We start from the raw sequence: 22568 nt of genomic DNA on the forward strand, positions 1-22568 counted from the left end.
AATTGTCTCTACGTCCAATACATCCAATAAATTCTTTGCTATTTCTATAGCCTTATTACTTTTCCCCTTTTCTTTCTGCAGTTTTTAACTCTGCTTTTTGAATTCTCATACTCTTTAAATCATTTTCATACAATTCTCTTTCTTCACTATCCAAATACATTATATCAAGTTTTTCTATAGCTTTTTTCACAGCTTCATCCTGTGATAATTGTTCAGGGATTTTATTTACATCTATTTCATAGGCTTTATTTAAAAATGTTATCCATATATTCAATGTATCATTCAAATCCTTATAGTGTTTTTTAAATTTACCGAGTTCTATGAAGTGCATTTCAAATATATTTGATAATTCTTTTCTCGTATTTTCATTATATATTCTATATACATTATGAAAATGTTCTTCCTACTAGTAGTTGAAATCCAGTATATTTATTGCTATAGTTTTTCTTAAAATATGGAAATCTTATCCACTTTATTTTCTAGGCTACAAAATAATTTTTTAGAAGCAAAATCTACTTTTGGATTTATCCTACACATTTTTATCACCACATATTTTTTATATAAATCTATCTATTTTAAATAATATTCAATATGGCTTATACATAATAAACCTTCATTTTTAAAAACTATAAAGCATTTATTTATAGTTTTTATATTACACATAACTAATATTTATCATTTATACACTGTAAGAATAAATTCCTCTCCTACTTCTCTCAAATCAGGGTCTTTAACTCCCATATCCTTCATTTCTTTCATTATCATAGGAATCCCCCTGCCAAGCTGATCTATGTATCTCATATTTTCCATATACTTTACTAAGAATGGATTCCTTGCATAAGACACTCCTATTTTCATTTTTTCAATTGTAACAGTATTAGGCAGCTTTCCTGGACTATGGAATTCAATACGGTCATCAAACATAAAGACTCTTATTTTAGATCCTGAAATACTATAATTCCTATGAACAAGAGCATTCACAATAGCTTCTCTTAATACCAATACAGGATACTCCTCTCGTTCTTCTCTCTTTAGCTGATTAATAGTTGAAGGATTTTTCATATTATTTTTTAGTACAACTAGAGTCTGTTCTGCTATATCTTGCAATCTTCCATTAATAACCTTTTTATCTATAAGTTCATCAGTTATTTCATTTCCACGAAAATGAGCAAAACTAATACCATTCTGTGGCAAAGTATTATCTGGATTTTTACCAAATATCAATAAGCCACCAACAGAACACACTACTTTTCCATCTACTTCTTTTAATATATCTGCGTTAATTAATATTCTTTCAACACTTTTTTTGTCCTCTTCATATAAATCAAAAGTATTGTACTTGAAGAAGTAATCCCTTATAATATCAAAGTGTAAATCTTTTATAGAAGTATTATAAACTGGAGATATATCAAAATGAATACTTCCATTGGCTTCAAATAATCTCATTAATTCTTCTCTTGAAGCAATTCGTTTTGTAGTACCTACTCTTATATAATATTTATTATCAACAGTATAATAAGGTTTATTTAATCCCTTTGAAATAGCAACTACTACAACTTTCAATTGATTAAATTCTATTTCTTCATAAAGAGGAATTATATTAGGAATACAATTATTCCTGCAAATATTCATAATCTTCTCTTCTATATTACTATCAGTTACCCCTTTTATGCCTCCATCGTCAGCTATTCCTATTAGCACCGTTCCACCTTCGGCATTAGCAAAAGCTACAAATTCTTCTGCCAAATCTTTTGCTTTTATAGCTTCTTCTTTGAATTCTATATATGAATTTTCTCCATTCTTAATAACATTTAATAACTCTGTTCTATCCATAATAAAATCCCATCCTTAATTTAAATATTAGATAATTAATATTATAACATATTTATTAATCATTTATCCTTTATTTTAACATTTAAATACATCCTATGTTAAGGTTCAACGGTGGTAGTTTAGATACAGATATAAGTCAATATGTAATTTAAATACATCCTATGTTAAGGTTCAACTGATGCTAAAGTTGCATTAACAATCATTTTTTGTGCATTTAAATACATCCTATGTTAAGGTTCAACATGCAATTTTATACCAAATGCCGCAGATATTTGTATTTAAATACATCCTATGTTAAGGTTCAACTATACTTTTATAATTTCATCCTTTGTAACACCTTCCATTTAAATACATCCTATGTTAAGGTTCAACCATAGATAAATTCACCTACCTTTCTATTTTTGTTTTATTTAAATACATCCTATGTTAAGGTTCAACGTAGAAGAATATGAGCTCTTTACAAGTTCATTAATTATTTAAATACATCCTATGTTAAGGTTCAACCATCTCTGCCAGTGCTATGTTTGCAATTGGTAAAGAATTTAAATACATCCTATGTTAAGGTTCAACTATTTAACTTCTGAACACTCTTCAATCCATATTATATTTAAATACATCCTATGTTAAGGTTCAACCCACTAAATAAATAAACTCTATCGCCATCTTGTTTGGATTTAAATACATCCTATGTTAAGGTTCAACATTTAGGTGATTGCCAAGTTCCGTTGGAGTTCCAAGATTTAAATACATCCTATGTTAAGGTTCAACTTTATATTCAAAACTAATTCCTTTTTAGTCATTACTATTTAAATACATCCTATGTTAAGGTTCAACTACAAATAAATTCAATTCTTCCGTAGAAAATGAAAATTTAAATACATCCTATGTTAAGGTTCAACTCAATACATATCTCTTTGGTATAATTAGCTTCTCATTTAAATACATCCTATGTTAAGGTTCAACACATATGAGTATGGTCTTTATCACATTCTATTGCAAATTTAAATACATCCTATGTTAAGGTTCAACAAAAACAAGAAACAAGTCTTATCAAATATGAAATGTCATTTAAATACATCCTATGTTAAGGTTCAACTGATTTTTCATCGCCAAGATCAGCATACCAAATTTGCATTTAAATACATCCTATGTTAAGGTTCAACGTACTATTAGCAACTGCAACATCTTCTTCAACTTTTATTTAAATACATCCTATGTTAAGGTTCAACTATAATGTATGCTTTGGTATTGCACCTATCCTATTTATTTAAATACATCCTATGTTAAGGTTCAACACTTTTTCTATCTCAGTCCAATACACAGTAATAATATTTAAATACATCCTATGTTAAGGTTCAACTTTCTTCATCGCAATGAGGACAATCAAATTTTACATTTAAATACATCCTATGTTAAGGTTCAACAAATCACTTCAACTTCCTCACTGTTTACAGTTACAAATTTAAATACATCCTATGTTAAGGTTCAACCCTTTTTCTGTCAAGTTCTTTTTTTATTTTTTCACAATTTAAATACATCCTATGTTAAGGTTCAACCAAACTGGCTAGAAGAAACGAAACGGATGTAATAAATTTAAATACATCCTATGTTAAGGTTCAACAAGAAGTGATTCTTCATCCTGATAATTCCACTTAGTATTTAAATACATCCTATGTTAAGGTTCAACTATCTATTGTTACTGGTGTAGCTTTACCTGCTAGCATTTAAATACATCCTATGTTAAGGTTCAACTATTCTTTAAAATGTCTTTTGTGTTTAATACATTATATTTAAATACATCCTATGTTAAGGTTCAACAAACAAAGGTTAATAGCTTAGCTTTTGTTTTGAGGATTTAAATACATCCTATGTTAAGGTTCAACTTACCTGTTACACTAAATTCATCAACCAAGATTTTATTTAAATACATCCTATGTTAAGGTTCAACTTACTTTTTCTCTGCTGTTAGACGGTATATCAACGCAATTTAAATACATCCTATGTTAAGGTTCAACCAGTTTGCCTTTAATTCTTGTTTCTTGCCATTCACTATTTAAATACATCCTATGTTAAGGTTCAACACTAGATGCTCTCTACAAGATATTGAGTTCACATATATTTAAATACATCCTATGTTAAGGTTCAACGGTAAGGAGCATAAGAGCATAGATAAAGATGACTGATTTAAATACATCCTATGTTAAGGTTCAACCCAACTATACCATCTACAGGAAGATGCAATATAGTCATTTAAATACATCCTATGTTAAGGTTCAACGCTGACTGGCATTTAATTTTTTAGCAATTTCGACCTGATTTAAATACATCCTATGTTAAGGTTCAACCTGTGGTACTTACCTTTAAAGCAATGCTGTTACTCAAATTTAAATACATCCTATGTTAAGGTTCAACGGAGTAAGACCACCAGTAATTGCAATCCCTGTCCAATTTAAATACATCCTATGTTAAGGTTCAACTAGAGCAAGGTAATGTAATTTAGATACTTAAAATTATTTAAATACATCCTATGTTAAGGTTCAACTACTTAAAACTAGCCATTCTTTACTATAATTATAATGCTCTATTCATTAAAAATAAAGGATTTAGCAAAAATTTTACCAGCTATTTTTAGTCTTACGTAAATTTTAATAGAAAAACACCTATAAGCCTTATGTATAAGTACTTCATAGGTATCTTTATTTTTATCTTACTTGGTAAAATCTTATTGAATATTATCAATTTACTAAATTAAATTATAGATATATCTATTTTCTAGCACTGTTAAGCATCCCCCTATAAATCCCCCAATTCTCTTCATCAAAACAAACAAAAATAACCTTCTCTATGTCTTTATTTTCTTCTACAAATTTTGAAACAGTATTTAGTGCAATCTTTGCCGCTGGTAGCTTTGGAAATCCATATATCCCTGTACTTATATTTGGAAAAGCTATAGTTTTAATTTTATTTTCAATAGCAAGTTTAAGTGTATTCCAATAGCATTGTGATAGAGTTTCTTCTTCGTTGTTATTGCCGCCTCTCCAAATTGGACCTACAGTATGAATTATATATTTTGCTTTAAGTTTTCCTGCTGAAGTTATAGCAACTTTTCCTGGAGGACAATTTCCCTTTTCTTCTATTATCTTAATACATTCTCTATGGAGTTCTTCTCCTCCAGCAGCTCTGTGAATAGCCCCATCAACACCACCTCCTCCAGCAAGTCTGCTATTAGCTGCATTTACAATGGCTTCTACTTGAATTTTAGTTATATCACCCTTTATAATTTCTATTTTACTGCTATATTTTTTATAATTCATAACTTATTTTCCTTTCTTTAATTAAATTTAATTTTTATATAGATAAACTCCTTTAAATATCAAATTATTCAACAAAATTATATGCAAACAAGAAATTTTTAATATAATATTATAACTTACACCACTTTAGGTATATAATTCTAATATACACATACTGTGATTAAATATGAAAGAAGGCAGCATATGAATATAAATAGTAAAAATATAATTATAACTGGTGCTTCTTCAGGTATTGGAGCAAGACTTTTAAAAAAGTTACTAAATTACGATGTAAAGATAATTGCTGTAGCAAGAAATATTGATATGATACCTAATAACGATAAAGTTATACCCTTTTCCTGTGACATATCAAGACAAGAAGAAATTGATAAATTATTTGAATATGCTGTAAATGTATTTAATCATATAGACATATTTATAGCCAATGCCGGTTTTGCCTATTGTGAAGAAATTGCGGAGGCAAATTGGCAACATACAGAAGAAATATATAAGACTAATGTTTTTTCACCTATATACAGTACTGAGAAAATGAAAGAGATTAATGTAAACAAACCTTATCATATGGTTATAACTTGTTCTGCAGTAAGTACATTCCCTCTGCCAGGCTATTCTCTTTATTGTTCAACAAAAGCTGCTATGCATATGTTTGCAAAAACTTACAGGTATGAAATGAGGAATAGAGGAAGACTTACTTTAGTTTATCCAGTAGCAACGAGAACAAATTTTTTTACACGAGCTGGTGGAAATGATGCCCCTATCCCCTGGCCTGTACAATCGGTCAATATTGTTGCTGATATTATAATACTGGGTATAAAATTAAATTTAAAGAGCATATATCCTTCCGTTTTATTTATTATCGGCAGTATTATTAACAGAATAGTTCCTATTTTATTTCCTATTTGTAGTAAAATTTTTTCAATAAATTTTTATAGATGGTTAAAGAAAAATAATATGAAACCACATTAAAAATACCGTTGATAATTATATTTTTAATTGGAATTAATATAAAACAGAGTTCCAAGTATAATAAATACCGATACTTAGAACTCTGTTAATAAGTCATAAATATATAGTAAAATATTTATTTTTTATTAGGTACAATTTCAATCCAATATCCATCAGGATCCATTATAAAATATATTCCCATAGCTTCATTTTCATAACATATGCATCCCATCTTTTTATGATGTTCATGAGCATCTTGAAAATTATCTGTTTTTACAGCTAAGTGAAATTCACTTTCTCCGAGATTGTAAGCTTCCTTTCTATCTTTAAGCCAAGTAAGTTCTAAGGTAAATCCTGTTTCCTTATCTCCAAGATATACTAAAATAAAGCTTCCATCCTCTGCATTATGTCTTCTTACCTCTTCAAAACCAAGAGCTTCTCTATAAAATGAAAGACTTCTTTCTAAATCTAAAACATTAAAATTGTAATGATCAAATTTAAATTTCATTTCCACCAACCCTTTCCTATTTATATATTACAAATATATTATAATATAATATATTTAAAATTTAAAATATTTATTGTATATGCTGAATTCATAATTTAAAACTCATAGAAAGATATATTTTTATTTGTTATAAATTGTAAATTAGAACTTCAACTTATGTATAAGGTCTATAGAAATATGTATAGATATGTGCAATAATATTTATTAAATAAACATTATATAATATTTAAATCAATCAATGAAAGGATGGTAGTTATGAATAATTATAGAGCAAAAATTAATTATCTATATAACAGCGGTTTTACAGTTGAAACAGAAAATTACCTTTTAATATTTGATTATTATAAAGATTCTGTTTCAAAAGGTATAAAATCCATAGAAAATGGTGCTATTTCAGAATTAAATTTAAAAATTCCAAAAAAAATTATAGTTTTTTCTTCTCACAGTCATTTTGATCACTTTAATCCAGTTATATTCACCTGGAAAAAAATAAGACCCGATATTAATTATGTATTAAGCAATGATATTACTAATATAGATAATAAAGATACTAATATTAATATCTTATCTCCTTATGAAGATTTATATTTAGATAATATATATATTAAAGCTTTTAGTTCCAATGACTTGGGTGTTTCTTTTTTAGTAAAAGTAGACAATATTAATATATTCCATTCAGGAGACTTAAATTGGTGGAATTGGTGGGATGAAAATGGAGAATTTAATTTAAGTATGGAGAAATCTTTTAAATCAGAAATAAAAAAATTAGAGGGAATTGATATAGATATAGCTTTTTGTCCTGTAGATCCAAGGCTTAAGGAATATTATTATATAGGCGGGGAATATTTTATAAAAGAATTGAACCCAAAGTTATTTATACCAATGCATTTTGGAAGCAAATTTTCAATTACTACAAAATTTAAAGAAAAAGTAAAATACACAAATACTACAATTATTGAAATACAAAAAAGAGGCGAAGAAATAATATATTCATAATTTTTCAATATCATCCAAAATGTTTCATTATATATTTATGTACATCTGGGTAATCTAAAAAACGTACTGGTTTTCAGTAAATAAAATTTATATTTAAAAGGAGATTACTCATATGGACAAATCATTAGAAGAAACAAAACAATTAAATCAAAAATCTGCCGCTAATAAAGGCAATGCTAGTGCTGCTAACTCCAATTTTTCAAATGTTACAGCTGGTTCTAGTCTTGAAGAAACAAGACAATTAAATCAACAATCTGCTGCTAATAGTGGAGCTGCTAATTCTAGTTTTTCAAATACTACAGCTTCTAATTCCAATCTTGAAGAAACAAGACAACTAAATCAGAAATCTGCTGCTAATAAAGGTACTAGTAAATAGAATATTTTTAAAAGTAAATATTTATTAATTTACTTTTAATTTTAGTTATTTACAAAAATCTTGTTTTAATTATTTATACTATGCTACAATGTATTCTTACATTGTAGCATAGCTTAATATTATCTTACTATTAAAAATAGATATTAGTATATAACTTTAATAGTAAGAATACTCTCAAGTTTAATCAATATTTATTTTTTAATTAATAGCTTTCTTTTTTACTGAATTATGTATTTTTTTACGAACTCAAAAGGCTTATATGATTGTTTAGCCTTTCTAAGTCCTTCTTTTCCTAAATCCTGTTCTCTATTAATTACTTGAACATCACTAAAACATTGTTCAACAAAAGTTTTATTTACAAATGCGTAAAGTCCTCTAATCTCAGGATCTGCCTTTTCAATATGAATAATAGCCATTTCTTCATTGACTTTTTCTCCTATAGTTAATCCAACTATATCATCCTTAACATAAACAACTATACCATTATATTCTAATTTATCTTTATTTTTTAATATCGCTTCTATACCTTGTGCTTCATATTTTAAATATTCATCTATTACATCACCCTTGTGCATAAGCCACTTATTAATAGATTCAATACAATTTTCTATAGGTACTTCTCTTATATTTTTAACATAATAATCATAATTTTTTACAAATTGATTATAGTGATTTTTCTTGCCATGAAGCTTTTTTCCTGCTAAAGATATGAGACTATTGCTTGGATAAATATAATCAAAATTGTCTCTATCTTCAATTATCTCCCTTTCCACAGGGCAATATTCTCTCAGGTCTTCTACAAATTCACATTCTAAATCCTTAAATAAATAGTCCATATTGTTTTTTATTTTATAATTATCAAGTACTTGAAAAATTTCTTTTAATTGATTTTTATCATAACCAATTGGCTGCATAAAATGAGTCTTACCATTAAAATCCATCTTTTTTAATATAAGTACACCATCATATACGGCATACTCTATATTACAGGCTTCTTTCCATATAAAAAGAGTTGTAAAAGAATACTCACAACTTTTAAAGTTAAAAGGTTTTAAATATTTATCAAATAATTCTTTATCCTCTAAATCAAGCTTTTTAAATTGTAACACCAAATCACTCCAATTCCATAGTTGGCTAAAAAATAATATCTGTTATCATTTAATACTTATTCAAATTATACTATTTTTTAATTTATAATACAAATATAAAACTTATATTTATACTGCCATACTACTTTAATTATTTATAATATAAAAAAATAATAAGAGGATATAACAAAATATAATTAATAAATAATTTTTAATTCCTGTAAGCAGCTACAGACACAACTATATTACCTAAAGAATCACAACTTGTAGTTACAGAGTGACGTAAATTTTGATTACTTTCATTGTTAAAGGAATCCTTAACAAAAGACATAGCCTGTATACTGGAATCATATTGATCCTCTGGAAATTTAAAATCAACTTTAACTCCCTTTGTAATACTGCTAGTGCTTATAATAGCATTATTAATACTGTAAGATGAATCTATTTTTTTAACAATAGTATTATTTACCTCTGCCGAGGATTGTATATCTTTAAAAGATTTACCATTTTTTATCGAGTCTTCAATGTATCTTATATCTTTTATATTATAATTTTTTATAAGATCAGCAGCTGCTCCAATGGAATCCTCATCTGAAGTAGTTAAAATAATACTGTCTATATTTTTTACAGAATGTCCTTTTAAAGAGTCTTCTATATACTTTATATTATCAGTTTTTCCAGAATCAACAAGTATATTCTTACCATCAAATTGAATTAGCACAGCACCATTCAAACCATTGTTAATAAAGCTTACATTTAATGGATTGTTCTTTATGACACTGCTTACAGCCTGACTATCCATAGCTTCAAGATTGGTTATTATTGATCCTTGATCTTTTGACATTGTAACATCATTTTTATTGGAGAGATTATTTTCTGTATTTATAGGAATCTTCCAAAAGCCTATAAATGCTATTATAAACGAAATAATTACTCCTATAAAATAAAATTTAGTTTTACTATTTCTTTTAATAATAGAATTCATACCCATAGTAATAAAAAACACTGCAAACGAGCTTCCAAAAACCAGTAACAATATTTCCATAAACAAATCACTCCTTTTAATTCATTTATTAGAAATATTGCCATTTTATCCTCTAACTATTCATATAATAAGATTTATTATAACATACCACCATCTATAGTTATAATTTGTGAAGTTATATAACTTGAATTATCACTGGCAAGAAATACTGCTAATTTTCCAATTTCATCACACCTTCCAAATCTCATCATAGGAATTTCTTCTTTAATATTTTTTATATCCTCATCACTAAATACACTATTCATGCTCGTATCAATAACTCCTGGCGATATAGCATTTACCCTTATGTTTGAAGGTGCCAGTTCCTTTCCCAGTGCCTTTGTAAATGAATTTATGGCTCCTTTTGACGCCGAATACAATACTTCACAGGAAGCTCCAACATTTCCCCATATAGAAGAGATATTTATTATAGAACCTTTCTTTTTTTCCAGCATATACTTTATCACAGCATTAGTGCAATTAAAAACAGATTTAAAATTAGCATCAAAAACTTCATTGTAATCTGATTCACAATGATCCATAAATAATCCTATTTTTGATACGCCTGCATTATTAATCAATACATCTATTTTACCAAAATTCTCTATTATATCTTTCATCATAGCCGTTACAGCTTCAAAATCTCTTACATCTACCCTATATTCTTTTGCATAAACTCCCTCTCTATTTAAAATCATCAAAGTTTCTTTTGCCCCAACTTCATCTTTTAAATAATTTATTGCTATTGATGCACCTTCCTTTGCCATTTCTATGGCTATATGTCTTCCTATTCCTCTAGAAGATCCAGTTACAAGTACAACTTTTCCATCTAAACATCCCATTAAACTATAACTCCCCCAAAACTCTTTATTATTAAAAGTTTATCTTTTTCTTTCTCATTCCAACATTTAATACTAATGCCAAAGCCATAAAGTTGGCTATTATAGAACTTCCTCCAGCACTCATAAGCGGAAGAGTTATTCCAGAGATAGGTGCAAGTCCTATAGTCATTGCTATATTTTGATATATTGAGAAAGTGAGTCCTGCAAATGTTCCTATGCAAATAAACCTTCCCAAATTATCCTTTGAATTTCTAGCTGTAACCAATATCCTATAGAGAATTATTACATATAATGCTAAAAGTACAATAGCACCAATTAGTCCCCATTGTTCACCTACTGCTGAAAATATAAAATCTGTACGGGCTTCTGGTATATATCCTCCTGCTACTTGAGTACCATGTAAAAATCCCTTTCCCAAAATACCGCCAGAACCTATACCTATTTTTGAATTAGTCAACTGATATCCTGTAGTCTGCTCTGTAAGCTCTGGATGTAAAAAAGATGTTATTCTTGCCATCTGATATGCCTTTAGAATATGTGCTTTCCATACAATAAATGAGGCAGGTATAATTAGAGCTATAGCTCCAAATATTATTTTTAAATTAAGTCCTGATATGAAAAGTATGCCAAAGGATATGCAAATACAAATTATTGCCATACCCAAATTAGGCTGTTTATAGAGCATTATTGTGGGTATGGCAGTATAAAATAATATCTTAATGAGATTTTTAGGTCTGTTTATATCGCCTTCCATATAGCTTATTTTTTTAGCAATAATTAATGCTAATGCCATTCTAAAAAATTCTGCTGGTTCAATAGCTGGTAGTGGGCCTATTTTAAGCCATGAATTAGCACCATTTACACTCATGTCTTGTATATCTGTAGCTAATAATAAAACAACTCCAATCCAGTATATAATTTCAGAATAATTGCTCATTATATTATAATCAATTAATAATATAACATAACAAATTAATATTGCCATAATTATAAAGATAATTTGTGTTCTCAAATAGGAAATACCTGAAGCACTATATATATTCATGACTCCAAAAATTGAAATTGCAAGTGCTGTAATGATCAAAGTAATATCTAGTTGTCTTAATAATCTAGCATCTATAATCCATTTTCTCAAGCTAAGGACCTCCAAACAAAATTTTATGCTATTTTCATTATTAATAAAAGTATACTATTTGTCAAATAGAAACTAGAGCCTGTCAGATATTAACTGAAATTATCTGAAAAGCCCTTTATCTCCATCTTAATAATACTAAAAATTTATTTTTTTCTTTCTCATACTTATATTTAACACTAATGCCAAAGCCATAAAGTTTGATATTATAGAACTACCTCCTGCACTCATAAAAGGAAGAGTTATTCCCGATATAGGTGTAAGACCTATAGTCATTGCTATATTTTGATATATTGAAAATGTAAGTGAAGCAAAAGTCCCCACACAAACGAGTTTACCTAAAATATCTTTTGACATTTTAGATATTTTTAATATTCTATAAAGAAGTATTCCATATGAAATTAAAAGTGTACCAGTACCAATTAACCCCCATTCTTCTCCTACTACCGAGAATATAAAGTCTGTATGAGCGAAAGGTACATAGCCTCCAGATATTTGAGTACTATTTAGATATCCCTTACCCCAAAATCCCCCCGATCCTATACCAATCTTTGAATTGATAAGCTGATAGCCTGTACTCTGTTGATGAGCTTCAGGATTTAAAAATGAGGTTATTCTTGCTATTTGATAAGGTTGTAACAACACTTCCCAGGCTATAAAACATACAACTATACCTAAAGCTATAGTTCCCAATATTATTTTTAAATTAAGTCCTGATATAAATAATATAGAAGAAACTATAAAAATACATATTACAGCTAATCCCATTTCAGGCTGTTTCAGTATTAATATTAGAGGTATCATTGTGTATACTATTATCTTAATCAAATTTCTAGGTTCATTTATACTTCCATCCATAGTACTTACTTTTTTAGCAATAATAATTATTAATGCTATTTTTAAAAATTCTGTTGGTTGTATAGCTGGTAAAGGTCCTAATTTAAGCCATGAATTGGAACCATTTATAACAGTACCCTGTAGTTCAGTTGCCAATAATAATACTATACCAATCCAATAAAAAACATCTGAATAATTACTTATTAAATTATAATCAATTAATAATATAATATAGCAAATCACTATGGCTACAAGTATATATATAACTTGCGTTCTTAAATAAAAAGTACCTGAAGAAATTCTAGTTGCACTATATATATTCATAACACCAAAAATAGCTATAGCTAATGTAACAACTACTAATGGTACATCAATTTGTCTTAACAACCTAATGTCTATAATCCACTTTTTCAAATTGGAAACCCCCATACAAAAAATTTACACTAAAGTTATTATCCATAAAAAGTGTATACTTTGTCAATTAATAAATAATTAAATTTGCATAAAATTTATAATACATACCTCAAAATAAAAATTAAAGGTAATTATAATTATTCCTAATCAGCAAAAAAACTTACTTGAATATTTACAATCAAGCAAGTTCTATAGAATATATTATAATTTAAATCAACTCATACTATTAGGATCTTCAATATTTTTCAAATGTTCATTTCCTTCCGAATCAGACTCAATTGTAACTCCTCTAATCAATCCCTGAGATGCCATACTTACTGCCTCTTCCTTCATTATTATATCTCCATTTTCTAACTTATATGCGATAACATCATTATTATTGTTTTTAATAGTATCTTGTATTATATGTGAACTTCTAAAGGCAAATTGCATAGAACTCCTCCTTAAGTCATACAATAATATTACAGGTAAACAGTAACATTCATTTTAATATATATGTTATCCAGATTAGCATTTATTATACTATTAACATATTACTAGTTAATTGTTACTATCTTTTAACTTAGCTTTTAAAAACATAATTTCCATACCTAGATCAGTAAATTTTTTTTCATATTCAGTCATTACATTAGGTTCAAATCCACTCCTATGCAAATCATAAGTATAAAACAATAGTTCAAATCCAAAATTATTTAAATATTCTAAAGAAGCATCAAACAATTCTCTATTGTCAGTTTTAAACCAAATTTCCGTACCTGGTTTTATAAATTGTTTATATTTTTCTAAAAATCTTGTATGAGTAAGTCTTCTCTTATTATGTCTATCTTTAGGCCACGGATTACAAAAGTTAATATAAATTCTGCTTATTTCATTCTTATCAAATATTTCAGTTATAAAAGCTATTTCAAGAGGGATTATTCTAACATTATCAAGTTCAGCCTCTTTAATCTTTCTAAGTACATATACTAAAACTTCATCCTTTAAATCTATGGCTATATAATTTTTATCTGGATTGTCTATTGCATTTTTAGTTATAAATTCTCCCCTGCCACAACCAAGTTCTAAGTATATTTCATTATCATTATTAAATATTTCTTTCCATCTACCTGTGTATTCTCTAGGTTCTGTTATAACTAATGGACTTTCCTCCATTTCAGGTCTAGCCCACCACTTTTTTCTAAGTCGCATTGTTTTTCCTCCGTTAATCTCATTCTAAGTATATAATATAATAATAAAAAATCTATTGACCTCTACTTAATAAATAATTTATATAACACTTTACTTATTAAAAACATAAAAGTACCAGATTTATAGATAATCAATTAATCACAATAAATTCATATAGGCACTAAAATAAAACGATGTCTTAAAAATATAATAAAACAAATTAACCATTATATTCAAAACACCGTAATATATCTATTGTATATATTTCTCTGGTAATTAAATTATATAATTTCTTAACCTATAACTACTGAAGCCAAATTTCTAAAAGCTCTATATATGGCATTTGAAGGTATTCCTACGATATAATCAAAAACTGATCTGCCTCCAATTATAGGCATTACAAAAGCTATAAATATAATTAATTGATATCTATACATAGAATCAGCTATATTGTAAAAAAACTTGGGAAATAAATCCCTTAAAACGTGGAACCCATCAAATCCAGGTATTGGTATAAGATTTAATATACAAAGCATACAATTTAAATAAGATATAAAAGTACATATAGTTATAATAACAGCAGTAAGATCCGATATTGGTACTATCTTAGAAAGTATTGCAGTTACAAATGCAAAAATTAAACCTATTGCTAAATTAGATAATGGTCCAGCAATTGATACCTTTAAATCATCTTTATAATAATTCTTATAAGCACTAGGATTAGTTTGTACAGGTTTTGCCCAGCCAAATCCCATCAACAATATCAATATAAATCCTATGGGATCAATGTGTGCTATTGGATTTAATGTAAGTCTTCCTTGAAATTTAGGAGTTTTATCACCTAATTTATCTGCTACAAACGCATGAGCATATTCATGAACTGTAAAGGCTAATAATATGGCTGGTATTAATAAAATTTTATTTAAAAGTGTTGACGAATCAAACAAAAAATATTCCTCCTTTTTAAACAACATATATTCATTATAACAAATTTTCAATAAATATATAATACTTATTGAAAAATAGTAAAATAAGTCCAAAAATCAACTTAGTATTTAATAATTTATGTTAAATAAACAAGTATATACGCTGTTATCTCTAACTTATATATAGATAGATAACAACAAATACTAATTAAGACTTATTTATAAATGGTTTTCACTAATTTTCCGTTATCATTAGAAATTATAACCTTTTCATTCATTTCAAGTAAATTTCCTGCATAAGCAGTAATTTTATTGCTCTTTAAAGCTTGTACCTGCTTTTTTAATGGACTATCAACATATATTTCTCCATTTTCTGATATATATACATCTTTAGTATTAAATGCTTCAGTAGGATTTAATAACTGCCATTGATCTGTAGAGTTTTGTGGACTTCCATAATATATTTTATCTATCTTACCGTTAGAAAGATTTCCTATATAAATATTATCATTATTATCACATCCCAAAATAACGGGATTCTGAATATCTTTAAATACTATGCTGTGGTTTTTATTTGTAGTCTGTATATTATTACTATAGGTATTTTCATAAATCAATTCATCTTCATGAGGAAGAATTTTAATATTCCCAAGCTTAGTACTTATATTAATTTTAGTTACTTCATTCATGGCATTTACTTCATAAACATCTGTTCTTGAGGAATCTCTTTTAACTTTTAAGAACATCAGATTTGTTATCGGTGAAACTTGTATATCTTCTACCTCTGATTCACTATTTGACCAAGATATTCTCTCTATATTATCTTTAACATCTTTAGAAGCATCATAATATTTTAATTCAATACTACCGCTATTATCACCAGCAGTTTTCTCTGCTATAATAATTCTATGCCTATCCGGTAACCATTTATACATTGATATTTTATTACCTTCAGAGGCCTTTACACTCTTTTCCTGACCATTAGAAGTATTAATGACTTTAATAATATTATTTTGACAATAAGAAATGAAATTTCCATCATAAGATGCCATTACCTTTTGAACATCTACCGGTATATCTATTGATGCCTCTTGCTTTTTAGTTGATTTTACCTCTATCTTTTTTGTTTGAAAGGCTGCCTCTGCCTGCAAATAATTTTTATTTATATAATATAATGTAGTAAATTGTATTGCTAAAGATATAATAATCCATATAGTTATATGTTTTAGTATTTTGCCCATTGGTTTCCTCCTAGTTTTCAACATAGACAACTGAAGGTACATATCTTTCCCCAACAGCATCACATGGATTATTTATAACATCTCCATTATAATACATTGTAGTTGAAGAACCTCCATCCAAATTTATAGCATTTACAGCTCCATACTGCAGCATAGCTGTTCTTACATCTTCATAGGTAGCACCAGCACTCTTTAATTGTCTTCCATCTATAACCAACAAAAGTATAGCGCCATCTTTTCTCTGTCCTATAGCAGTTCTCGGAGCAATACCACCTTCTTCAGTAATGGGCTGAGGTTTACCATTTATCACCAGCACAGGTCCAAAAGAAATAGCATCTGTGACATTACTTGATTTTAAATCTTCAATACTGTAATTTCCGACCAATAATTTTCCATCAACATCAATTCCCATAGTAGGTACTTTCTGAGATAAATTTCCCGAATTATTTGATATGACCCTTCCTTTAGACATCAAAATACCTATAGGATTTCCTCCAGTTCCAGTATACTTAGAATTTCCAGAAGAAGATTCATCACTAAAACCTCCACCATTAATAGCTGCTATTGCATTATTTTCCTGTGCAATTACACTAGTACATTGACCTTCTTTACCTAGATTCTTTGTATAACCAACTTTTACCCTAGTTGGATCATGTATGATTAACATATATCCCTTAAATTTTTTACCATCAACATCATATCTTTCTATGTCACTGTCGTTTTTATGCTCAACATTTATCTGGTCTACGTTTACCTTCTCTGTGCTCTCACTAAGTTTTTGATGGGCTAAATCAGTGTTAGTAAGTTTATTTATATCTGCATCTGACAAAAACCATTTAGCTACATATTGATGTCTGCCAGAAGTCATAAATGCACCAACAACTGTCTTTTTTATATTTAAAAAAGGTCCATAAAATACTATAAATACTAAAGTAATAGATGTAAAAATAATCTCAAATAGAAGGAAACCCATTGAATATTTTAATTTACTAAATTTATTTTTCCTCTTACCTTCTTTTTCTAATTTGGAATCAGACATTTTATCTATCCTTTCTAAAATAAATACTACTACATTCTACTATAAATAGACAAAATTTTAAATAGTGTTCATGATTAATTTACTTTTAGGAACATTCAAATAAATGTCCTCCTCTTTGGCTTTCTATTTATTTTCATATACCTTAGAAAGATTTTATAGTAAGTTTATTGTCAACTTTTGAAATAATTGAATTATTATTTAATTCTATAAAAGTACCTTTAAAGTTAGTTGTTTTATTATTTTTTACATTTAGGATATTTCCCTGTTCTCTGTCAACTACATATACATTGTTATCTGGACTTATTATAATGTTATTAATATCTGCTGGAGTATTTAAAGATATTTCTTTCCATTGAGAAGTATTCTCTGTAAGTTTTCCATAGTATATCTTATTAATCCTAGATTTTCCAAGTCCCAAATAAAAATTATCATCATCGTCTGAGCCAAGAAGTGAAACACTTGAACCTTTATTAAGCCTTACTGTACTCCTTGGCGTATAATTACTATGTATCCCACCATAAGCTAGATCCTCATATAACAACTGATCATTATTAGCAGCTACAGATATATTCCCTATATTCCTTGTTACAGTACTCTCTCTTTTAAGAGTTTCATTTCTATCTAATCTATATATGCTAGCCAAGACTTTACTATAAGTTATCTTTGCATAGAGTACTCCAGTTAATTCCGAAATTTGAAAATCTACCCTTTCACCTACTGGCATTGAGTTTTCTACTTTATTCTCGTAATTATATATCTCCGCTTTTTCCTGCTTTTCAGCATCATAGTAGAAAAATTTTATAACTTTTCTTCCTCTACTATTATATAATTCCTCTGCTATGATCATTCTATTTGTATCCGGCACCCATTTATAAGCTAGGCATTTTACTCCATTACCAAAACTTATCTTTCTCTTTTCTCCTGTACTAGTATCCATTACTTTTACAATTCCATCAGTCAAAGATGCCGTATAGGCAAAATTATCACTTAATGATATATTTTCATCACTGCTTAAAAATGTAACATTAGGTTTTATTGTATTTTTTTTATCAAAAGTATTCATTTTTGTAAATTTTATATTTCCTTCTGGAGAGAAATAAAAATTATTTAAATAAAAGTAAACAGAACATTGTAATATCAATGAAACTATAACCCATGTAACAATTCTTTTAGAAGCTCTCACTACTTAATCCTCCTCGTCTATTTCACATATATAGCAGTTGGTATTGGTCTTTCACCAAACTTATCACTTGGATTGTTTTGTACGCTTCCATTATAGTATAAAGTAGTTGAAGCTCCTCCATCAAGATTAACTGCATTTACTGCTCCCTGTTCTTTCATAACTCTTTGTACATCGCCAATAGTTGCTCCCATCTGTAGTCCCTGTCTTCCATCTATAGCAAGCATAAGAATTGCTCCATCAGCTCTTTGGCCTATAGCAGTTCTTGGATTAGCTCCCTGGCTATCTATAGGTCTTCCATAACTGTCTCTGGTCATCAGTGTCCCTCCTGCTATAAGTGTTGGGCCAAAGCATATAGCTTCTTTAACGTTGTATTTCATTAATTCATTTATACTGTGATCACCTACTACTAAACGACCTTCTTTCGTAATACCAGTTACTCCTATGTATTTTTGATTATAATCTACATTTTCTTTTGGATAAATTAGTTTTCCACCTGAAATTATTATACCTGTAGGTAATGCTCCTGTTCCTGTCCAAGTGGCTGTAGAATTTTTAGCTTTATCCTGAAATCCTCCTCCATTTATAGCCGCTATTGCATCATTATTTTTAGCTATTTGGCTAGTCTTTTCTCCTACATCTCCAAGTTTAGAAGAATACCCAATTTTGACCCTTGTGGGATCATGGACAACTAGCATTAAACCGGTAAATTTTTTACCATCAACTTTTTCTAGTTCAATAGTATTATCGTGATTTCCTACTTTTATTTTTTGTAAATCTTCCTCTAATGAGCCAATGACTCCAGAATCATTTTGATTACCATTGCCTTCACCACTATACAATATATCGTTAATCTGTTTTTCCGATAAAAAAAGCGTAGCTATATATTGATGGCTCATTGTACTCATAGCTTGACCTACAATCATCTTTTTAAGCGTAGAAAAGGGCCCATAAAAAACTATAAATGGAGCAGTAGCTATGCCAAAAATAATCTGAAAAATTATAAAGTATATTAAAAGTCTTGACCTTTTAACTTTTTTTACTCTATTTTTATTAATTCTATTTTTCCTTAAATTGGTTTCATTATTAACTCTCTTTTTCATTTCTGTACCTCATAAAAATTTTTTTTATAGTGTGAATCCCATAAATGTAATTTGTTTTACATACCTAAGTTATATTTTACAACATTTTTAATAGCTTTTCACATATAAATTGTATATTTTTTGTAACTAAGAATTAAATCATAATATTTATAAAATTTAAAATACTATAGTCAGATTAAAATTTTATTTTTATTTTGATCACTTTAGCAATTTGTTTCTAAAATTTAAAACAAAATAATTGTTAATTGTTTTTAACTAGCTGACAATAAGTTACCTAGCAAAAAGTACTCTGTAATATATAAACAGAGTACTTGGATATTATTATAACCTTTTAGATGCTTCAAAAGCAAGTGGAGATCTTTCACATTCATCAAACTTTAACGTAACCTGATAGCATATCTTACTTCCCTTCATCTTTTCTGCAGCATAACAGAGCCCATTTGATCTTGAGTCTAAAAAAGGATGATCTATTTGGTCCGGATCCCCAATTAATATAAGCTTAGTACCTTCTCCCACTCGTGTAATTATAGCTTTAACCTGCTTAGGAGATAAATTTTGTGCTTCATCTACTATAACCCAATTTTTCAATATGGATCTTCCTCTAAGAAAAGCTACTGCTTCGGTAGTTATTATTCTTCTATCAAAAAGTTCTTTTATTTTATCATTTAGCTCTCCTTCATTTTTATATCTTTCATTTTCATCTGAATCTACAAGTATCTCCAAATTATCAAAAATAGGTCTCATAAATGGAGAGATTTTATCTTGCTCCGATCCAGGAAGATATCCTATATCCTCATCCATAGTCACATTAGGCCTGCATACAAGAATTCTCCTGTATTCTGAGTCATTTTCTTCTAATATCTTATAAAGCCCTGCTGCTAAAGAAAATAATGTTTTAGCGGTACCAGCAGGCCCTTTTATTATTACTAATGGAGCTCTATCCGCATTAGTATAAAGAGCTTCCAGCATAAATTTTTGTCCAACATTCCTTGTGGTAAGCCCCAGAGGTTTCATCTCTGTAAATATAAGTGGAACTACTTTTTTTCCATCAAATCTGCCAAGTGCTGTTTGCTTATCGTTATCCATTGAATGGATTATGACAAATTGATTCATATACAACTGAGGTTTATAATATTCTTTATCTTCATAAGAATAGCTTAAAACATTTTGTAAATCCAAATATTTATTTTTAAAAAAATCCTGCAATTTTTCTGCTGGCACGTAGACATCAATTCTACCAGTATATTGACTGTCATATTCTGGCACTACTTTTTCATAAAAATCTTCTACATTTACGCCTACGCAATCTCCTTTTATTCTTTCAAATATATCTTTACTAATTAAATATACATCTTCTCCCTGCTCCTTAAGAGCTTTACACACCTGAAGTATTCTATTATCAGCCTTAGATTTATCCCAACTTTGAGGAATTACTGTATCATGGTGATTCATCTCAACTCTCAATTTACCTCCACCGGGAAGATTTATGCCTTTATTTATATTACCTTCTTTTCTCAATTTATCTAATATTCTTGCTGCATGTCTTGCATTAGCTCCTAAATCACTATTGTCTTTTTTAAATGAATCTAATTCTTCAAGAACTACTTCTGGAATAACTACATCATTGTCTGCAAAAGAAGTTATTGCTCCTGGAGAATAGAGGATAACATTTGTATCTAAAACATAAGTACGTTTCAAAAAAACTCCCCCTTTCAAGTTCACCCCAACAAATTAAACACATAAAAACATATAGTATGTTTCAAAGATATTTTAAAAATTATCTTCTTAATAATTTTATTAAAACTTATGAAATTGTATAAAACATGCAACTTCTTCATTAGATTTTTGAAGATAATTTTAATTAGCCTTAAAATTAAAGGAATAAATTAACTTTAAATAAATCTTGTAAAAAATATATATTCTGATATATTATTTATATTATCTATAAATATATTAAATGTTAATTCATTCTATAAATTATAGCTAATTTTTTTAAAATTAATATTACGTATTTAAAATTCATTTGAATTTCCAGTTTTTATATTAATATATGTAAAATATGAATTCCATGTATACCTTACTGTTACTTTATTTACTACCAAAATTATCCTTTTGACAACTAATAATGTTTATTATATAATATAATTAATTAAAAAATAAGGATGGTGTTTATGAACAGCATAACTAATATATTTAGAGAAAAAAAATTAAAATTGACACCTCAACGCATAGCCGTATATAAATATTTACAATCTACTAAAGAACATCCTTCTGCTGAAACTATATACAAAGCTTTACAAACAGATTATCCAACTATGAGTTTAGCTACTGTTTATAAAGCACTTAAAACTCTTACAGAAGTAAATTTAGTCAATGAGCTAAATGTTGGTGAAGGTAATTTTAGATATGATAGTAATGTATGTTCTCATCCACATATACAGTGTGTGTGCTGTGGAAGAGTAGATGATGTAGAGAATGTATCTTTTACTAATTTAAATGATAAAATAGCTGAATTTACCGACTATAAAGTATTGACTAATAAAGTTTATTTTTACGGTGTTTGTAAAGATTGTGCGGATAAAGACAATACTGATTTTTAGAAT

Annotated in this window: 21 protein-coding genes and 1 CRISPR repeat array; of the genes, 4 read left to right on the forward strand and 17 right to left on the reverse strand. The window is 28.0% G+C overall.

Going from position 1 to position 22568, the window contains the following annotated elements:
- Positions 1-55: 55 nt before the first annotated feature.
- From CLPA_RS21715 to CLPA_RS12890, 3 genes are all read right to left on the reverse strand, one after another.
- Entirely contained in the window at positions 56-376 is a 321-nt protein-coding gene (locus CLPA_RS21715; protein WP_308463418.1) for a PD-(D/E)XK nuclease family transposase, read from the reverse strand.
- Between the two features lie 299 nt (positions 377-675).
- Positions 676-1833, reverse strand: a complete 1158-nt coding sequence (locus CLPA_RS12885) for an RNA-binding domain-containing protein (RefSeq protein WP_003442552.1) — start codon at positions 1831-1833, stop codon at positions 676-678.
- A gap of 80 nt (positions 1834-1913) precedes the next feature.
- Positions 1914-4375: a CRISPR direct-repeat array (repeat unit 30 nt; unit sequence ATTTAAATACATCCTATGTTAAGGTTCAAC).
- A gap of 223 nt (positions 4376-4598) precedes the next feature.
- On the reverse strand, positions 4599-5147 hold the full coding sequence (locus CLPA_RS12890) for an O-acetyl-ADP-ribose deacetylase (RefSeq protein ID WP_003442554.1): 549 nt from the start codon (positions 5145-5147) through the stop codon (positions 4599-4601).
- A 183-nt stretch (positions 5148-5330) separates the two neighbouring features.
- Here CLPA_RS12890 and CLPA_RS12895 point away from each other — a divergent pair, with 183 nt between their 5' ends.
- Entirely contained in the window at positions 5331-6113 is a 783-nt protein-coding gene (locus tag CLPA_RS12895) for an SDR family NAD(P)-dependent oxidoreductase (RefSeq protein ID WP_003442556.1), read from the forward strand.
- 115 nt (positions 6114-6228) lie between these two features.
- On the opposite strand, the gene CLPA_RS12900 is transcribed toward CLPA_RS12895, so the two are convergent.
- Positions 6229-6600 carry a VOC family protein gene (locus CLPA_RS12900; RefSeq protein ID WP_003442558.1) on the reverse strand — a complete coding sequence of 124 codons (372 nt, stop codon included), beginning with the start codon at positions 6598-6600 and terminating at the stop codon, positions 6229-6231.
- Between the two features lie 255 nt (positions 6601-6855).
- On the opposite strand from CLPA_RS12900, the gene CLPA_RS12905 reads away from it, so the two are divergent.
- Positions 6856-7596 carry an MBL fold metallo-hydrolase gene (locus tag CLPA_RS12905; RefSeq protein WP_003442561.1) on the forward strand — a complete coding sequence of 247 codons (741 nt, stop codon included), beginning with the start codon at positions 6856-6858 and terminating at the stop codon, positions 7594-7596.
- Between the two features lie 112 nt (positions 7597-7708).
- On the forward strand, positions 7709-7972 hold the full coding sequence (locus CLPA_RS12910; RefSeq protein ID WP_003442563.1) for a hypothetical protein: 264 nt from the start codon (positions 7709-7711) through the stop codon (positions 7970-7972).
- A 218-nt stretch (positions 7973-8190) separates the two neighbouring features.
- Here the strand turns inward: CLPA_RS12910 and CLPA_RS12915 are convergent, their stop codons facing one another.
- From CLPA_RS12915 to CLPA_RS12975, 13 genes are all read right to left on the reverse strand, one after another.
- Positions 8191-9081 (reverse strand): DUF2156 domain-containing protein, encoded by an 891-nt coding sequence (locus tag CLPA_RS12915; protein WP_003442565.1) that lies wholly within the window; start codon positions 9079-9081, stop codon positions 8191-8193.
- A gap of 190 nt (positions 9082-9271) precedes the next feature.
- Positions 9272-10105 (reverse strand): MBL fold metallo-hydrolase, encoded by an 834-nt coding sequence (locus tag CLPA_RS12920; protein WP_003442574.1) that lies wholly within the window; start codon positions 10103-10105, stop codon positions 9272-9274.
- A gap of 77 nt (positions 10106-10182) precedes the next feature.
- Positions 10183-10926 carry an elongation factor P 5-aminopentanone reductase gene (gene ymfI / locus CLPA_RS12925; protein ID WP_003442575.1) on the reverse strand — a complete coding sequence of 248 codons (744 nt, stop codon included), beginning with the start codon at positions 10924-10926 and terminating at the stop codon, positions 10183-10185.
- Positions 10927-10957: 31 nt separating this feature from the next.
- Positions 10958-12061: an FtsW/RodA/SpoVE family cell cycle protein gene (locus CLPA_RS12930; RefSeq protein WP_003442578.1), complete on the reverse strand. Its 1104-nt coding sequence runs from the start codon at positions 12059-12061 to the stop codon at positions 10958-10960.
- Between the two features lie 135 nt (positions 12062-12196).
- Entirely contained in the window at positions 12197-13309 is a 1113-nt protein-coding gene (rodA, locus tag CLPA_RS12935; RefSeq protein ID WP_003442590.1) for a rod shape-determining protein RodA, read from the reverse strand.
- 213 nt (positions 13310-13522) lie between these two features.
- A complete protein-coding gene (locus CLPA_RS12940) occupies positions 13523-13741 on the reverse strand; it encodes a DUF3892 domain-containing protein (RefSeq protein WP_003442592.1) in 219 nt (72 codons plus the stop codon).
- A gap of 108 nt (positions 13742-13849) precedes the next feature.
- The gene (trmB, locus tag CLPA_RS12945; protein WP_003442595.1) at positions 13850-14497 is read right to left on the reverse strand and encodes a tRNA (guanosine(46)-N7)-methyltransferase TrmB; all 648 of its coding nucleotides are present in this window, start codon (positions 14495-14497) and stop codon (positions 13850-13852) included.
- Positions 14498-14769: 272 nt separating this feature from the next.
- A complete protein-coding gene (locus CLPA_RS12950; protein ID WP_003442596.1) occupies positions 14770-15423 on the reverse strand; it encodes a site-2 protease family protein in 654 nt (217 codons plus the stop codon).
- 194 nt (positions 15424-15617) lie between these two features.
- On the reverse strand, positions 15618-16643 hold the full coding sequence (locus tag CLPA_RS12955) for a hypothetical protein (protein ID WP_003442599.1): 1026 nt from the start codon (positions 16641-16643) through the stop codon (positions 15618-15620).
- 10 nt (positions 16644-16653) lie between these two features.
- Positions 16654-17682 (reverse strand): phosphodiester glycosidase family protein, encoded by a 1029-nt coding sequence (locus tag CLPA_RS12960; RefSeq protein ID WP_003442602.1) that lies wholly within the window; start codon positions 17680-17682, stop codon positions 16654-16656.
- Between the two features lie 142 nt (positions 17683-17824).
- On the reverse strand, positions 17825-18865 hold the full coding sequence (locus CLPA_RS12965) for a hypothetical protein (RefSeq protein WP_003442605.1): 1041 nt from the start codon (positions 18863-18865) through the stop codon (positions 17825-17827).
- Positions 18866-18882: 17 nt separating this feature from the next.
- Positions 18883-19965, reverse strand: a complete 1083-nt coding sequence (locus CLPA_RS12970) for a phosphodiester glycosidase family protein (RefSeq protein ID WP_003442608.1) — start codon at positions 19963-19965, stop codon at positions 18883-18885.
- A 321-nt stretch (positions 19966-20286) separates the two neighbouring features.
- Positions 20287-21663, reverse strand: a complete 1377-nt coding sequence (locus CLPA_RS12975) for a PhoH family protein (RefSeq protein WP_003442611.1) — start codon at positions 21661-21663, stop codon at positions 20287-20289.
- A gap of 473 nt (positions 21664-22136) precedes the next feature.
- Between CLPA_RS12975 and perR the strand changes: the two genes are divergently transcribed.
- Entirely contained in the window at positions 22137-22565 is a 429-nt protein-coding gene (gene perR / locus CLPA_RS12980; protein ID WP_003442614.1) for a transcriptional regulator PerR, read from the forward strand.
- Positions 22566-22568: the final 3 nt, after the last annotated feature.

It is taken from the genome of Clostridium pasteurianum DSM 525 = ATCC 6013 (assembly GCF_000807255.1).
Lineage (GTDB): Bacteria > Bacillota > Clostridia > Clostridiales > Clostridiaceae > Clostridium_I > Clostridium_I pasteurianum.

Bases quoted from the DNA above. Each gene is read 5' to 3' on its own strand.
- CLPA_RS12885 (WP_003442552.1), bottom strand. From the start codon at position 1,833: ATGGATAGAACAGAGTTATTAAATGTTATTAAGAATGGAGAAAATTCA.
- CLPA_RS12890 (WP_003442554.1), bottom strand. From the start codon at position 5,147: ATGAATTATAAAAAATATAGCAGTAAAATAGAAATTATAAAGGGTGAT.
- CLPA_RS12895 (WP_003442556.1), top strand. From the start codon at position 5,331: ATGAATATAAATAGTAAAAATATAATTATAACTGGTGCTTCTTCAGGT.
- CLPA_RS12900 (WP_003442558.1), bottom strand. From the start codon at position 6,600: ATGAAATTTAAATTTGATCATTACAATTTTAATGTTTTAGATTTAGAA.
- CLPA_RS12905 (WP_003442561.1), top strand. From the start codon at position 6,856: ATGAATAATTATAGAGCAAAAATTAATTATCTATATAACAGCGGTTTT.
- CLPA_RS12910 (WP_003442563.1), top strand. From the start codon at position 7,709: ATGGACAAATCATTAGAAGAAACAAAACAATTAAATCAAAAATCTGCC.
- CLPA_RS12920 (WP_003442574.1), bottom strand. From the start codon at position 10,105: ATGGAAATATTGTTACTGGTTTTTGGAAGCTCGTTTGCAGTGTTTTTT.
- ymfI (WP_003442575.1), bottom strand. From the start codon at position 10,926: ATGGGATGTTTAGATGGAAAAGTTGTACTTGTAACTGGATCTTCTAGA.
- CLPA_RS12940 (WP_003442592.1), bottom strand. From the start codon at position 13,741: ATGCAATTTGCCTTTAGAAGTTCACATATAATACAAGATACTATTAAA.
- trmB (WP_003442595.1), bottom strand. From the start codon at position 14,497: ATGCGACTTAGAAAAAAGTGGTGGGCTAGACCTGAAATGGAGGAAAGT.
- CLPA_RS12955 (WP_003442599.1), bottom strand. From the start codon at position 16,643: ATGGGCAAAATACTAAAACATATAACTATATGGATTATTATATCTTTA.
- CLPA_RS12960 (WP_003442602.1), bottom strand. From the start codon at position 17,682: ATGTCTGATTCCAAATTAGAAAAAGAAGGTAAGAGGAAAAATAAATTT.
- CLPA_RS12970 (WP_003442608.1), bottom strand. From the start codon at position 19,965: ATGAAAAAGAGAGTTAATAATGAAACCAATTTAAGGAAAAATAGAATT.
- perR (WP_003442614.1), top strand. From the start codon at position 22,137: ATGAACAGCATAACTAATATATTTAGAGAAAAAAAATTAAAATTGACA.